Raw genomic sequence first — 14,508 nt, 5'->3', positions numbered from 1 at the left:
ACATCGCCGTTCGGGACGCGGCCGAGCTGCCGCGGGTGGGGCCGTGCTGCGTCGCGCCGGGGGCCGCCCGCGGCGCGACGCGCGAGGGCGTCCCCCTCCGCCGCGAGCGCTACCGGGGCACCAGCACCGAGACGCTGTGGGCCGGCATCGCGTACGTGAACGCGTTCGTGGCGCCCGGGGTGACCGCATCCGCGGCCACGAGATCGGCCTTTGCGGCCGTGAGCTGCCACACGTCGACGGCCGTGTAGCTCGCGTAGGCGGCGAGGGTCACCGCGGCCGTGAGCGGGGCCGCGGTCTTGTTGATCGCGACGAGGACCATGCGGTTCGGATCGGCCTCGTCGATGCTCGCGTACACGGTGGCCTTCGCCACGTCGCTCGTCTCGGCGTGGATGGACGTGTCGCCGAAGCGCGCGCCTTTCCCGTCGTAGCTCGTGAACGCCCGCACGCCGGCCCGGAGCATCGACACCTCCTCGCCGGGATCCCAGATCGTCGCGAGGAACACGCCCTCGCGGCCGAAGATGCCGAGCGCGTCGGCCTGGGCGATCGCGCCGGAGATGTGGTTGCCGCCCCCGTAATTGTACTCGGTGAAGCCGATCTCGGTGCCCGGGTAATGGGCGTCGATCAGGCCGCGGAGCCACGGGATGAGCGTGATCGGGCCGTTGAGCACGTCGTTCGCGATCCAGCTGTCCTCCTTGAAGGTGGGATCCCAGAGCGAGCGCGGCGCCTGGACGCGCGCCTCCACGGACTCGGGCGAGGAATCGTCGCCCGTGATGCGCTCGCCGTTCGCGTAGATCTCCGTGTACCAGTGCAGATCGAGCACGTCGACAAGGCGGTGCCCCGCGCTCGCCTCGGCGGCCTTCATGGCGTCGAGGTAATGCTCGATGAAGTTCCCGTCCGCGTCCGGCGCGTCCTGCAGGCTGACGTAGCCCGAATACCCGTACGAGACGAAGCCGGTGACGAGCGCGTTCGGCGCGACGTCCTTGACCGCGGAGGCAAACTCGATGTTCTTCTCGACGAGCTCGGCGTAGGTCACCGGCTCCGGGTGGATGCGCTCGTGGGTGTGATTCCAGAGGTCGGGCTCGTTGTCGAGCGAGAACAGGACGCTCGCGACATCGCCCTGGAAAGCGTCGGGGAAGGCCTGCTTCATCCAGGCGACGAACTCGTCCTGGTACACGGCGTCGTCGCCGAGATCCGGCGCCGCGGAGAGCGGAGCGCCCTTGCGCGCGATGGTGCGGTGAAAGCGCGTCTGGAGGTAATTCGGGGTCTTGTTGACGTCGCCGTCGCCGGCCTTGTCGGCCGCGACATAGCCGCAGATCGGGATGGTCGCGACGAAGGCGGCGCCGTGCGACAGCGCGTCCTCGGCCAGCACGCGCACCGCCTCGCCGGGGACATCGCCTTTGGGGCCGTTGCCGGCGAGGTGGGCGTCGTTCTGGAACATGTAGTCCGAGCCGGCGTTGGAGGCGTTGTTCTCCCAGTTGTAGGCGGTCATGCGGTTGCCGCCCATGCGCACGACGCTCGTCCCGCGCTGCTCGCCGTCCAGGTCCTCGGCCCAGTTGGCCCCGTAGATGAGCGGGCAGATGGGGCGCACCCCCTGATCGACGCGCACGGTGAAGGTGACATCGCCCTGCCCGGGGTCGCCGGGCTCGACGATGTCCGAGGGCAGATGGCCGCCCTGGCCGCCGCTGGCCGTGCCGGTGCCGCCGCTGGCCGTGCCGGTGCCGCCGCCGGCAGCGCCGGTGCCGCCGCTGGCCGTGCCGGTGCCGCCGCCGGAGGCGCCGGCGCCGCCGCTGCCCGCCAGGGACGTGTCGCCGTCGTCGCCGCAGGCCAGGAGGGCGGCCGACGCGAGCAGCGCGAACAGGACTCGCTCGGGAGCAAGCGAACCAAGTGTAGAAATTTTCATTACGATGGTCTCCTGCCGGCCATCATTTCCCGAACCGCTTAAGTTAAATGTATTTATTAACCGGTTTACCCTGCCCGGTCGGCGCCCTTGATGGCTTGGAGGTCCACGCTTTCGCGGCGCTGCGTGCGGCCGTTACCGCATCACCCGCTACCGGCGGAGCAGCGCCGGGTCCATCAGATCGACCTCGCCGGGAGATGGCTTGGCGGCAGGGCGCGCTCGCTCGACCGCGGGCGCCTCAGGGGGGCTGTCCTTGGCCGGCGGCGCGGCGGGACGGGCGCGCGCGCTGGACGGCGGGCGCTCTGGCGGGCTCGGCGGCGCCGCTGCGGCCGCGGCCCCCGCGCCTTGCGACGGCGGGGCGCCGTCCGGGAGGCCGGCGCCCCGCGACGGCGGCGCGCCCGCGGAGGCGTCGGCCTCCGGAGCGGGCGCCGCCGCGCTCGCCGTCGCCGCAGACGGCGGTGGTGGCGCGGGCGCGGCGGCGCTGCGCTGGAGCGCGTGGCTCGGGCTCGGCGTCTCGTCGGTCGACGGCGCCGTCGCGCCGGCGGCGGCAGGCGCCGCGAGCGGGCCCTCCGCGCCCCCCGGAGCGCGCAGCACGGCCACGAGCCCAGCGCCCAGCGCGATCGCCGCGCCCACGACCAGGACGAGCGCGCCGCGCCGCCCCCTGGACGCGGCCGGCGCATTCCTGGTGCGCGCCGTGGTCCCGCGGTCCGAGGGCGCGTCCTCCGGGCGCGCGGCCGGCGCGCCCGCGTCCGCGCCCGGCGCGGCGCTCGCGTCGGCGGCCGCCGCGCCGGCCCCGGCGACGCGGGCGATGCGCTCGACCGAGAGCCGCGAGCCCTCCGGCGCGTACGGCCCGAGCGCCTGCGCGAGCTCGGCGACGCTCTGAAAGCGCCGCGCGGGGTCCTTCTCCAGGCAGCGGAGCACGACCGCGGCGAGGCCCTCCGGGGCCTCGGGGCAGCCCTCGCGGAGCCCGGCGGGCGCGCCGGCGGCGATCTTCGCGCCCATGGCCATGAAGCTGCCCGCCGCGAACGGCGGACGGCCGGTGAGGAGCTCCTGCAGGACCACGCCGAGGGACCAGATGTCCGTGCGGGCGTCCACGCGCTTCGTGCTCTCGAGCTGCTCGGGCGACATGTACAGCGGAGAGCCCATGATCGCGTCGGGCGCGGTGATGCTCACGTCGAGCGGGAGCGTCACCGCGTGCGCGTCGTCGCCTGCCCGCGCGGCGTCGCTCGCGCGCGAGATCTTCGAGATGCCGAAATCGAGCACCTTGACGAGCGGCGAGCCGTCCCGCCGCGCGGTGAGGAACAGGTTCGACGGCTTCAGATCCCGGTGGACGACGCCGAGCGCGTGCGCCTCGGCGATCGCCTCCCCCGCCTGGAGCACGTAGTCCACCGCCACCCCGACCGGCAGCCGCTTCTTCTCGTGCAGGACCTGCCCGAGGTCCTTGCCGCTCAGGAACTCCATCACGATGAACGGCGTCTCGTCGTCGAGCGTGCCGACGTCCATCACCCGCGCGACGTGCTCGCTCTCGAGCCGCGACGCCGCCCGCGCCTCGCGCAGGAAGCGCGCCACGTCCCCGCCGCTCTTCTTGCCGCGCAGGAGCTTGAGCGCCACGTTCCGCTCGAGCGCCTCGTGCCGCGCGAGCAGCACGACCCCCATCCCGCCGCTGCCCAGCGTCCGGACCACCCGGTACTTGCCGGCGAGCAGCGCCCCCGGCGCGGCGGCCTGCGCCGGGTCGCCGGCCGCCGCGGCCGGGGCGGCGCCGAGGCCCCCGTCGGCGAGGAGGGCGCCGAGCTCGGCGGCGACCTCGGCGGCGCTCGCCGGGCGGCCCTCGGGGGCCTTGGAGAGCATCCGCGCGACGAGCGCCTCGAGCGCGGGCGGGGCGAGCGGGCAGAGCTCCCGGACCGCGGGGGGCCGCTCGACGAGGATCTTCACCAGCACCGCCTCGGTGTCCGCGCCCGAGAACGGCGCCCGGCCGGTCAGGCACTCGAAGAGCACCGCGCCGAGCGCGAACACGTCGGTGCGCGCGTCGGGGGTCGCCGCGCCGCGCACCTGCTCGGGCGCCATGTAGCTCGGCGTGCCGACGAGCGTCCCGGCGCCGGTGACCGCGGCCGCGTTCGGCCCGCGCGCGAGCCCGAAATCGAGGAGCTTGACCCGATCGACGGCGCCGTCCTGCAGGAAGATGTTGCTCGGCTTGATGTCGCGGTGGACGAGGCCCTTCTCGTGCGCGGCGGCGAGGGCCGAGGCGACGCCGTGCCCGACCTCGGCCGCGTCGCGCACGCCGAGCGGGCCGGCGGCGAGCCGCTCCGCGAGCGTCACGCCCACGAGCCGCTCCATGGCGAGGTACCGCTCGCCCATCGGGGTGCTGCCGTGGGCGACGTAGCCGACGATCCCCGGGTGGGAGAGCGCGGCGAGCGCCTCGGCCTCCCGGTCGAACCGGGCGCTCGTCGCCTCGTCGACGTCGCGCAGGAGCTTGAGCGCCACGCTCCGGCGCTCCTCGCGGTCCCAGGCCTCGAAGACGACGCCCATGCCGCCCTCCCCGAGCAGCGTGTCGATCTCGAACCTGCCGGCGACGACCTCGGGCTCGGCCGCGAGCGAGACGAGGCGCCCGACCCCCGCGTCGTCGAGGAAGGTCACCGGGCGCCCCCGAGCAAGGCGCGCGACTCGGCCTCGAACTCGGCCTCGGAGCCGGTGATCTCCCGGAGCTTGTCGAGGAGCAGGCCGCGGAACTCGCGCCGCGCGGAGGCGAGGTAGTTGGTCACGTCGGTGACCTTGATCCCGAGCTCCGCGGCGAGCTCAGCATAGGTGGGGCGGCCCTCGGGGCCCTCGTCGAGCACGTAGCGCTCGAAGACGCGGAAGGTGAGCTGCTTGCCGCCCCGCTCGCAGCGCTCGCGGAGGGCGTCGACCGCCATCCCGACCAGGTGACGCTTCCACTCCCGGTCGAAGTACGTGTCGATCGAGTCGGGCGCGGGCACGGCGAGCGCCTCAATCTCCCGCTCGGCAGAGGGGAAGTCAAGGCTCAGCGTCACCGCATGTCCGCCGCGCTTCTGCCGCCCGCTGCTCTCGGCCTCCTTCATGACGAAGCGGTCGAGGCACATCTTGAGATAGGTGCGGAACAGCGCCCGCGCCGGGTCGTACGCGGAGAACGTCCGCTGCTCGAGCGCGCGCGCGAAGAAGCCCTGCGTCAGGTCGGCGGCGCGCTCGCCTTCCATGCGCCAGCGGACGCGGAGGTGCTTGTACACCGGCTTCCAGTAGGCGCGCACCAGGATGTCGAACGAGCGCGCGCGCTCCGCCGGGTCGTCGCTGCCCACCGCGACGACGGCGGACCGGTGGGTCGTCGGAAACCTGCCTCGCCGGGGCCCGCGCGAGAAATCGTCGGCCATGCCTAAAGGGACGCGGGGGCCACGCGGAATAGGATCATCGACGAGGCGAAGCTACCACAGGCCGACCCCGGGAGGGAGCTCCGGCGGGCCGCGGGCGCAGGGCGGGCCTGCCGGCGCTCCGAGCGCTCGCGCCGCCCGGCGCTCGGCGCTGCGGAGGCGCGCCTCGGTGGTACGGGAGGCGCGGCCTCGGGAGCACTCGATGTTTGAGCCGACCTTGCGTGAAGAGGAGAACAGGACATGAACAAGGCATCTCGTTTGGCCCTTGCCTCGCTGCCCGCCGCGTGTGACGACGGGGGCGTCGACGTGGAAGGACAGGTGGAAGGACAGCAGGTTACCTTCACGGTGCTCGGCGTCCCGGCCGCACGCCCGGGGATCGGGCTGGCAGACCGGAGCGACGCTCCGACGGCTTCTGAGACTCTTGACCGCTAGCGCCTCCCGAGGACCACGTGAACCCGCTCCGTCCGTTCCGTCGCACGCTCTGCGCTCCCCTCGCGGGGGCGCTCCTCGGCGCCTCCGCGCTGCTCTGGGGCCGGCAGGCCGCCGCCGTGGAGAGCGCCGCCGAGCAGCTGTTTCGAGAGGGCCGCGCGCTCCTTGTCGAGCAGCGCTTCGCCGAGGCCTGCCCCAAGCTCGAGGAGAGCCAGCGCCTCGAGCCGAGCCTCGGGACGAAGCTCAACCTCGCCTTCTGCCACGAGCGGCTCGGCCAGGTGGCCACGGCCTGGGTGGGCTTCCAGGAGGCGCTGATCACGGCGCGAACCGCGGGGGACGCGGCCCGGGAGGCGTTCGCCAAGGCGCGGATCGACGCGCTCGCGCCGCGGGTGCCCTGGCTCCGGGTGCGCGCCTCGGCGGGCGACGCGGGCGCCGACCAGGTGACGATCCTGCTCGACGGGGCGGCGCTCGATCCGGTCGCGTGGGACAAGGAGCTGCCGGTGGATCCGGGCGAGCACGTCGTGGCCGCGGCGCACCAAGGGGAGGTCTTCTGGGAGACGACGGTGGCGCTGAAGGAGTCGGAGCGCGTGGACGTCGCCGTGCCGGCGCCCGCGCCGGCGGAGGCGGTGCCGACGGAGGCGGCGCCGGGGGCCGCGTCGCGGCCGGCGGCGCGGTCGCCGGCGGTGCGGCTGCCCAGGGCGCGGCTGCTGCCCGATGCGCAGCGCGATGGAGTGCGCGACGAGAGGAGCGTGCGCGCCGCCGCGCCGGGCGTACTGGACCGCCTCGTCTTCGAGGCAGGCGGGTTCATCGGCTATCTCTGGATGGAGGCAGACGAGATGGATGTCTGCAGCATCAGCGGGTATGGGGACTGCTACTACGCTCTCGCAGAGGGTAGCTTCCTCGCAGGGGCGACGGGGTTCATCGGATACACGGCGACGGAGCGCCTGGACCTCGGCGTTCGCGCCCACCTCAGCCTTCACTCGAGCGCGGGCCTGCTCATCGCGCTCGGCCCGTCGGTGTCGTACCCGCTCGGCGATCGCTTCCGGGTGGGATCGTCGCTGCTCTTCGGCACGGCGACGCAGAGCGGGACCGCCTACACGGAGGGCTATGCGTGGAATGAGGACGGCTACGAATATGGTGGAGACATGGTGGAGGCGAGCTTGTCGCTGGGATTTGCTCTGGGCCTGGGCGCCGAGATCGGCATGAAGCTCACGGACAGCCCGTCGGGCTCGCTCTTCCTGCAGGCCACGCCGCTGTTCCTCGTCGGCGCGGACGGCCTGGCGGCGTCCCTGCCGCTCGGCGTGGCCTACCGGTGGAACTGACGTCCTGAGCCGGCTGCGCTCAGGGCGCGGTCACGACGGTGATCTCGCCGGTCGCGTACAGCGCGGAGGTGTCCCACGCGAGCCCTGGGGCGAGCGGCACGTCGATGATCACCGAGGCGAACGCCCCCGTGAGGTCGCCGCTCCAGCCGAGCAGAGCCACGGTGTCCCCGGCCTGGAACGACGCCGAACCGTCCGCCGGCCGGACCTCGAGCGCCCCGTCGAGGTGGACGTCACCGTCCACCTGGAGGAGCGGCAAGGCGCTCGCTCCTGCGACCGTGACGCGGAGGGCGGCGCCCGGCCCCTGGGCGTAGCTGCCGGCGACGACGGTCGACGGGTGGACCTCTCCCACGGAGAGCTCGCCGGCCTGGAGGTTGTCGAGATCGCCCACGAAGCTGCCGGTCTCGAGGCGCCCGCCGGCGAGCTCGAAGTCGCCCGCCGCGACCTCCATCGCGCCCGCGATGAGGTCGCCGTCCGCGAGGCGCACGGACGGCCCCAGGTACGGGTAGGGATCGCCGCCTGCCCACGGCGTGGTCCGCAGGAGGCCGCCAATGCTCACGAAGGCGTGGTTATCGACCAGGAGCGATGGATACTGGTTGCCGATGGCAGAGACGGTGACGTCGCCGCCGTTGATCCACGATGCATAGACATCGTTCACCTTGACGAAGCCGCCGCCGAGCTCGGAGCGGATCTCGGTGTCTTCCGTCACGAGGGTCCCATAGGCCCCGACGGTGAGCGTGCCGTATCCACGGTTCGCCCCCACGCGCAGGAGCCCCTGGTTGGTCCACGTGCCGCCCCAGCCGCTCACGGTCGCGTGGCTGTTCAGGAGGTCATCGCCGTCGATGCTCGCGCCCACCGTCAACAGCTCGCCGCGGTGAACGTTCAGGAGGCCACGGCTCGCCACGCCGAGGACGAACTCCCCCGTGCTCACCCACTTCGTCGCGGAGCCCGTGATCACGACCTCGCCCCCGCAGATCGAGCAGCCGTGGACGCCGCCGATATAGACGTCATGGGAGAAGAGGCTCCCTCCTTGCTTGAGCTCGACGTAGCCCTGCCCGAGGTCGCCGATGTAGGTGTTTCCTCCGCTCGTCAGGGTGGCGTCGTACCCCTCGACGAACAGACGACCATGACCTAGCGTGCCCCTCGCGCCCACCACGAGGTCATCGGTGATCACCTCGGCGCCGTTCCGGACGACGACCCAGCCCTCGGAGAGGTTGGCTCTGCCGATCCCCATGGATCCATGGTTGATCCATGTCGAGCCATACCCCTCGATCAAGACGGTGCCGAAATCGGCGTTCCCCCCGTTCACGGACGCGCCGGGGCTGATCAACGTCCCACCATCGGTCACCTCGACCGTGCCGGATCCCACGACGAGCTGGCTCGTCCCCAGGTCCCAAGGATCGGATGGATTCTGAGGAGATACGCCTCCGGCGATGGTCACGGCTGCGTGGGCCTGTTCTGCCGCGCCCGCCGACGCGGCAGCGAGCAGCACCGAGAGAGCGCATCGAGCTTGGTATTTCGTCATTCTCATCCCTCCACGAGAAGGTTCCGTGCGCGTGAGAGCGCGCCATTGCCTGATGCCCCAGCAGCGCCGGAGCACCATGCGAATGTGGTCTCCCACGATGAAATGGATAGGCGAATCGATTCACCATTGCAATGAATTTCGCCGTGTCATCGCGACCTGGGCCCGCGTGCGAGCGGATGGTAGAAATCGAGTCACACAAGCCCGGCAGCGTGCCTGTTGGTGCCTGTTGATCGACGTGCGACGTGCGACGCGCGACGTGCGCGCTGCCCCGGGGCGCGGTGGGCATGAGCCCCGAAGCCTTCGCGCGGTGTCCGCCTGTTCGGCGTTCTAGCCGCTCGGCGGCGCGCCCTCGGGCGCCACCTCCCGTTCGGTCGGCGCGGCCGCGCCGGAGGTGTCCGCGGGCTCGGTCGCGGGGTCGTTGGAGGACGCGGCGCGGCCGCCGCGGCCCTTGTAGAGCGACGGCGCGATCGTGTCGGCGTCTCCGTCGTTCCAGCGCAGGTAGGTCACGGCGCGGCGGGTCTGGTCATAGGCGTGCACGAGCAGCGCGAAGGCGCGCGCCCGCTTGTCCGCGGCCTCGGTCGGCCCGGGCGCCTTGCCGTGCTCCCGCGCGCCGAGGGCGGTGAGGAGCTGCGGCCCGATCTCTCCGGCGCGCTTCACCTCCTCCTCCGTCGCCGCCGTCTTGCCGGCGATATCGGACCAGCGCCCGCCGAGGAGGGCCGAGAGCGCGACGAGGTCGTTGGCCATGTCGATGTGCCCGTGGCCGGCGCGGATCTCCGCGACGGCCGCCGCGTCGAGCAGGCCGCGACGGGCGAGCGCCTCGGCGTCGCCCAGCAGGTTCTCGCGCAGCGCGGCCGCCTCGGCGAGGAGCGGCTTCAGCGCGTTCTCGCCGCCTCCGCTGGACAGCCACAGGAGGTGCGCGTACCAGGCGGCGAGCGCGTACGTCTCGAGCCGGTCGAGCAGCGCGAGCTCGTGCTGCTGCAGCTGCGCGGCGATGGCGGGGCGCAGCGCGAGCAGGCCTGGCAGCACGCCGAGCACCTGGGAGACGGCGCGAGGGATGTCGATCTTGATGGAGACGAGTCGATCCGGGCTCAGCGACTCGATCTCGGGGAGGGTCCTGTCGAACGCCGCCGCCGCCTGGGGCGGGGCCGCGAGCGCGCTGGGCGCCGGCTTCTTCTTGCTGACCGGAGAGGAAGGCTTGGCCATGAGGGGAACACCTCTCGTCGAAGTCCTTCGCCGGGCGGCGAAGGGACACAAGCGCCGTGCTCCCTACTCCCCTGCGCTGGACGTGTTGTGCGCGTCCGGCGCGCGCCGGACGTTCGTGCCAGGGGTAAGCACCCGTACCGCTCGGTCAACGGACATGGCAAGATTTCGACGGCCCATGGCCGAGCGCCGCGGTGTCGTGCCTGCGCAGCGCGGCCATTGGGGAGCAGGGCCGCCTCCGATGCCGGAGGAAAGCTCAGCTATCGTGGCAGGGCCGCCTCCGATGCCGGAGGAAAGCTCAGCTATCGTGGCAGGACCGCCTCCGATGCCGGAGGAAAGCTCAGCTGTCGGAGCGGGGCCGCCTTCGATGCCGGAGGAAAGCTCAGCTATCGGCGCCGGGTCGCCTCCGATGCCGGAGGAAAGCTCAGCTATCGGAGCGGGGCCGCCTCCGATACGTGGGTCAACATGAATCCATCGAGATCGGCACGAGCCACTTCGAGAGTTGGGTCATCATCCGTAACGGCGCCGAGGCGATCACCGATGATCTCGTGGTGGGCGCCAGGGGCTCGACGGGCGATGGCCATCTGCTCGTCGAGGGGTACGACGCCACCATGACGAGCACAGCGAATACCTACATCGGTCACACTCGACAGGGCCGCGTCCAGCTCAAGCAAGGAGCGAGCCTCTTCTCCCACAACGTCTATCCAGGTGGGCGGGGACCTCCTCCTCGACGGGGCGCTGAGGGTGCTCCCGGACGACGGTTCGGCGTCGTTCCAGGTCGGCGACACCATCGCCCTGCTCGGCTGGAGCGGCGGCCTCACGGGGACGTTCGCCGCGGTGGACATCGCCGTGCCGCTCGCCCCAGGGCTCGCCTGGGACACCTCCGCGCTGTACACGACCGGCGAGATCACCGTCGTGCCCGCGACCTGAGCGGCCGTCGGCGTCACGCGCGGGGCCGATCCTGCGACCGGGGCGAGCTCCTGCACGTCGCCGGCGGCGACGATCTCGGGCAGACCAGGCCGACCCCGATCTCCGCGTCCGATTTACCCGCCGCATATTTCGGCGAAACTCATGGGAAACACGGCGACCGCTATACCCGGTCCGGCGTGTTCGTCGAGGACGGTCACGCCCCTCCTCCATGGCCGCGCGCTCCTCCCTCCACCTCAAGGTCGTCACCTCCGAGACAACGCGGACCCATTGCCCGTACTGCGCCTTCCAGTGCGGCATGGTCGTGACCGATCTGTCGCCCTTCTCCGGGCCGATCGAGGTCCGGCCGGACGAGGAGTTCCCCGTCAACCGCGGGCAGATGTGCATCAAGGGGTTCACCTCCGCAGCGCTGCTCGATCACCGCGAGCGGCTGACGTCGCCGCTGCTCCGCGGGCGCGACGGCCGCCTCCTCCCGGCGCGGTGGGAGACGGCGCTCGATTTCATCGCCGAGCGACTCCTCCAGCTGCGCGAGGCCCACGGCCCCGCGGCGCTGGCCGCGTTCGGCAGCGGCGCCCTGACGAACGAGAAGACCTATCTCCTCGGCAAGTTCGTCCGCCTGGCCCTCGGGTCGCCGAACGTCGATTACAACGGCCGCTACTGCATGTCCTCGGCGGCGGCGGGGCAGAACAAGGCGTTCGGCGTCGATCGCGGCCTGCCGTTCCCCGTGTCCGACATCGCCCAGACCAAGACGCTCCTCCTGTGGGGCGCGAACTGCGCGGAGACCCTGCCGCCCATCATGCAATGGATCTACGCCCAGCGCGACAACGGCGGCGCGCTGATCGTCGTCGACCCGCGGCGGACCGACACGGCGCGCGGGGCGGCGCTGCACCTCCAGCCCACGCCCGGGTCCGACCTCGCGCTCGCCAACGGCCTTCTCTACCTGGCGCTGGAGGAGAAGCTCGTCGATCCGGCGTACATCGCCGCGCGCACGGAGGGCTTCGACGAGCTCCGGCGCGTCGTCCTCTCGTATCACCCGGCGCACGTCGAGCGGCTGACCGGGGTTTCGACGCAGGACCAGCTCCGGGCCGTGCGGCTGCTGGCCGAGGCGCCGAGCAGCATGCTGCTCTCGGGCCGCGGGCCGGAGCAGCAGTCCAAGGGCTCGGACACCGTCCTCTCCTTCATCAACCTGATGCTCGCGCTCGGCAAGGTCGGCAAACCCTACAGCGGCTATGGCTGCCTGACCGGACAGGGCAACGGCCAGGGAGGCCGCGAGCACGGCCAGAAGGCGGATCAGCTGCCGGGCTACCGGCTGATCGAGGACCCGGAGCACCGGCAGGCGATCGCCCGCGTCTGGGGGATCGACCCGGCGGAGCTGCCGTCCAAGGGGAAGAGCGCCTACGAGCTGCTCGACGCGCTCGGCCCCCAGGGCGGGATCCGCGCGCTGCTCGTGTTCGGCTCCAACGTGGTTGTCGCGTCCCCGAACGCGCTCAACGTCGAGCGCAAGCTCGCCGCGCTCGACCTGCTCGTGGTCTGCGACGCCTTCGTGAACGAGACCGCGGCCTCCGCCCACGCCGTGCTCCCCGTCGCCCAGTTCGCGGAGGAGGAGGGCACGATGACGAACCTCGAAGGGCGGGTGATCCTCCGGCAGCGGGCGCGCCGGCCGCCCCCCGGGGTGAAGAGCGATATCGAGATCTTCTGCGAGCTCGCGCGCCGGCTCGGCGCGGGCAAGCACTTCCAGTACGAGGGCGCGGAGCGGGTGTTCGACGAGCTGCGGCGGGCGACCGCGGGCGCGAAGGCGGACTACAGCGGCATCACCTACGACAGGATACGGCGCGAGCGAGGCGTCTTCTGGCCGTGCCCGTCGACCGAGCACCCGGGGACGCCGCGCCTCTTCGCCGATCGCTTCTATCACCCCGGCGGCCGGGCGCGCTTCCACGCCGTCCACCACCGGCCGGCCGCCGAGCTCCCCGACGACGCGTATCCGCTCTACTTCACGACCGGACGCTACAAGGAGCATTACAACTCCGGCGCTCAGACGCGCCGGGTCTCCGCGCTGGACGAGCCCAAGCCCGAGCCGAAGGTCCAGGTCCACCCCCGGCTGGCGGCGCGGCTCGGCGTGGTCGAAGGCGACTGGCTGCTCGTCGAGAGCCGCCGAGGGTCGGTCGTCTTCCGGGTCTCGGTCACGCCGGAGATCCGGCCCGACACGCTGTTTGCGCCGTTCCACTGGGGCGGCAAGAAGGCCGCCAACGTCCTCACCAAGCCGGCGCTGGACCCGACCAGCCGGATGCCGGAGTTCAAGGTGTGCGCCGTCAGGGCGCGCCGGGTCTCGGAGTCGAACTGATGCGAAGGAAGGACCTTGTCGTCGTTGGCAATGGCATGGCCACCTGCCGCCTGCTGGACGAGCTCGTCTCGCGCGGCGCCCGGGACCGCTACAACATCACCGTGTTCGGCGAGGAGCCCGGCGGCGCGTACAGCCGCGTCCTGCTCAGCAAGGTGCTCGCGGGCGAGGCGCCCGACTCCATCGTGACGAAGCCGCCGGCGTGGTACGAGCGGAACGGCGTGAAGCTCGTCAGCGGGACGTCCGTGGCGCGGCTCGACACCGCGGCGAGGATGGTCGTGACGGACGGCGCGGCGGCCCACCGTTACGACGTCGCGGTGATCGCTACCGGGAGCCGGCCGCTCGTCCCGCCGCTCGAGGGGATGACGACGGCGGAGGGCGATCTGCGTCCGGGCGTCTTCGTCTACAGGACCATGGACGATTGCCTCCGGATGCGCGGCCACGCGCGGGCGGGCGACAACGCCATCGTGGTCGGCGGCGGGCTGCTCGGCCTGGAGGCCGCCAAGGTGCTGAGCGACATGGGGCTGCACGTGACCGTCATTCACGTCGCCAAGGGCCTCATGAACGCGCAGCTCGACCAGATGGGCGGCGACATGCTCGAGCAGCAGATCGAGCGCTGCGGGATCTTCGTCCGCACCGGGCGCACGGTCGAGGCGATCTGCGGGGACGAGGTGGTGGAAGGGGTCCGGCTCGACGACGGCAGCGTCTTGCCGGCGGACATGGTGATCATGGCGTGCGGGGTGCGGCCGCGCGTCGACGTCGCGCGCGCCTCGGGGCTGCCCATCAACAAGGGCATCGTGGTCAACGACACCATGGCCACCCAGGTGCCCGGCGTCTACGCGATCGGCGAGTGCGCGGAGCACCGGGGCAGGCTCTACGGCATCGTGACGCCGATCTGGGAGCAGGCCGCCGTCCTCGCGGATCTCCTGACGGGCGCGAACCCGCAGGCGCGCTACCGGGGCTCGAAGCTCTACAGCCGGCTGAAGGTGGCGGGGGTCGACGTCACCTCGATGGGCAGCGTCGAGCCGGAGCTCGAGAGCGACGAGGTGCTGCAGATCGTCGAGACGCGGAAGTGCACCTACCGGAAGCTCGTCATGCGCGACGGGCGGCTCCTCGGGGCCATGTTCGTCGGCAACACCGCGGCCTCGGCGGCGCTCGTGCAGCTGTTCGATCGCAACGATCCGCTGCCGGCCGACCCGCTGGAGGTGCTCTGCGCGGGCGGCGGCGGCGGTGGTGGAGGGGCGGCGGCGCAGGGCGAGCGGATGGTCTGCAATTGCCACAAGGTCAGCGAGTCGGCGCTCCGAGAGGCGATCCAGGGGGGCGCCTGCACGCTCGAGGCGGTGTGCGCGGCGACCAAGGCGGGCACCGGGTGCGGCTCGTGCCGCAGCGAGGTCGCGCAGATCGTGGCCCGGCACGCCCCCGCGGAGGAGCCGCCCGCGGGACGCATCGTGGCCGCGGGGTAGGCGCGGGTTCCTGGCTTCTCGTGGGGGTTCGCG

The 14,508-nt window shown here is 72.2% G+C and carries 10 protein-coding genes; 5 read left to right on the top strand and 5 right to left on the bottom strand.

What is annotated here, in order from left to right; all coding sequences use genetic code 11:
- Positions 1–109: 109 nt before the first annotated feature.
- The 3 genes from WMF26_RS20940 to WMF26_RS20930 form a co-directional block, all read right to left on the bottom strand.
- A complete protein-coding gene (locus tag WMF26_RS20940) occupies positions 110–1,900 on the bottom strand; it encodes a glycoside hydrolase family 44 protein (protein ID WP_438001779.1) in 1,791 nt (596 codons plus the stop codon).
- A 147-nt stretch (positions 1,901–2,047) separates the two neighbouring features.
- Positions 2,048–4,531 carry a serine/threonine-protein kinase gene (locus WMF26_RS20935; RefSeq protein WP_438001778.1) on the bottom strand — a complete coding sequence of 828 codons (2,484 nt, stop codon included), beginning with the start codon at positions 4,529–4,531 and terminating at the stop codon, positions 2,048–2,050.
- Positions 4,528–5,277, bottom strand: a complete 750-nt coding sequence (locus WMF26_RS20930; RefSeq protein WP_438001777.1) for an RNA polymerase sigma factor — start codon at positions 5,275–5,277, stop codon at positions 4,528–4,530. The genes WMF26_RS20935 and WMF26_RS20930 overlap by 4 nt, the downstream gene beginning before the upstream one ends.
- Before the next feature lie 237 nt (positions 5,278–5,514).
- Between WMF26_RS20930 and WMF26_RS20925 the strand changes: the two genes are divergently transcribed.
- Positions 5,515–5,706, top strand: a complete 192-nt coding sequence (locus tag WMF26_RS20925) for a hypothetical protein (RefSeq protein ID WP_438001776.1) — start codon at positions 5,515–5,517, stop codon at positions 5,704–5,706.
- 17 nt (positions 5,707–5,723) lie between these two features.
- Positions 5,724–7,025: a hypothetical protein gene (locus WMF26_RS20920; protein ID WP_438001775.1), complete on the top strand. Its 1,302-nt coding sequence runs from the start codon at positions 5,724–5,726 to the stop codon at positions 7,023–7,025.
- Between the two features lie 19 nt (positions 7,026–7,044).
- On the opposite strand, the gene WMF26_RS20915 is transcribed toward WMF26_RS20920, so the two are convergent.
- Entirely contained in the window at positions 7,045–8,391 is a 1,347-nt protein-coding gene (locus WMF26_RS20915) for a hypothetical protein (protein ID WP_438001774.1), read from the bottom strand.
- A 483-nt stretch (positions 8,392–8,874) separates the two neighbouring features.
- The gene (locus tag WMF26_RS20910; protein WP_438001773.1) at positions 8,875–9,750 is read right to left on the bottom strand and encodes a hypothetical protein; all 876 of its coding nucleotides are present in this window, start codon (positions 9,748–9,750) and stop codon (positions 8,875–8,877) included.
- A 705-nt stretch (positions 9,751–10,455) separates the two neighbouring features.
- Here WMF26_RS20910 and WMF26_RS20905 point away from each other — a divergent pair.
- From WMF26_RS20905 to WMF26_RS20895, 3 genes are all read left to right on the top strand, one after another.
- The gene (locus WMF26_RS20905) at positions 10,456–10,677 is read left to right on the top strand and encodes a hypothetical protein (protein ID WP_438001772.1); all 222 of its coding nucleotides are present in this window, start codon (positions 10,456–10,458) and stop codon (positions 10,675–10,677) included.
- 208 nt (positions 10,678–10,885) lie between these two features.
- Entirely contained in the window at positions 10,886–13,015 is a 2,130-nt protein-coding gene (locus tag WMF26_RS20900) for a molybdopterin oxidoreductase family protein (RefSeq protein ID WP_438001771.1), read from the top strand.
- The gene (locus WMF26_RS20895; RefSeq protein ID WP_438001770.1) at positions 13,015–14,475 is read left to right on the top strand and encodes an FAD-dependent oxidoreductase; all 1,461 of its coding nucleotides are present in this window, start codon (positions 13,015–13,017) and stop codon (positions 14,473–14,475) included. The genes WMF26_RS20900 and WMF26_RS20895 overlap by 1 nt, the downstream gene beginning before the upstream one ends.
- Positions 14,476–14,508 lie beyond the last annotated feature (33 nt).

This window comes from Sorangium sp. So ce185 (assembly GCF_051526825.1).
In the GTDB taxonomy this organism is placed as follows: domain Bacteria; phylum Myxococcota_A; class Polyangia; order Polyangiales; family Polyangiaceae; genus Sorangium; species Sorangium cellulosum_D.
Note: the sequence above shows the minus strand (reverse complement) of the source record. Positions and strands in the feature narration are given on the sequence as shown.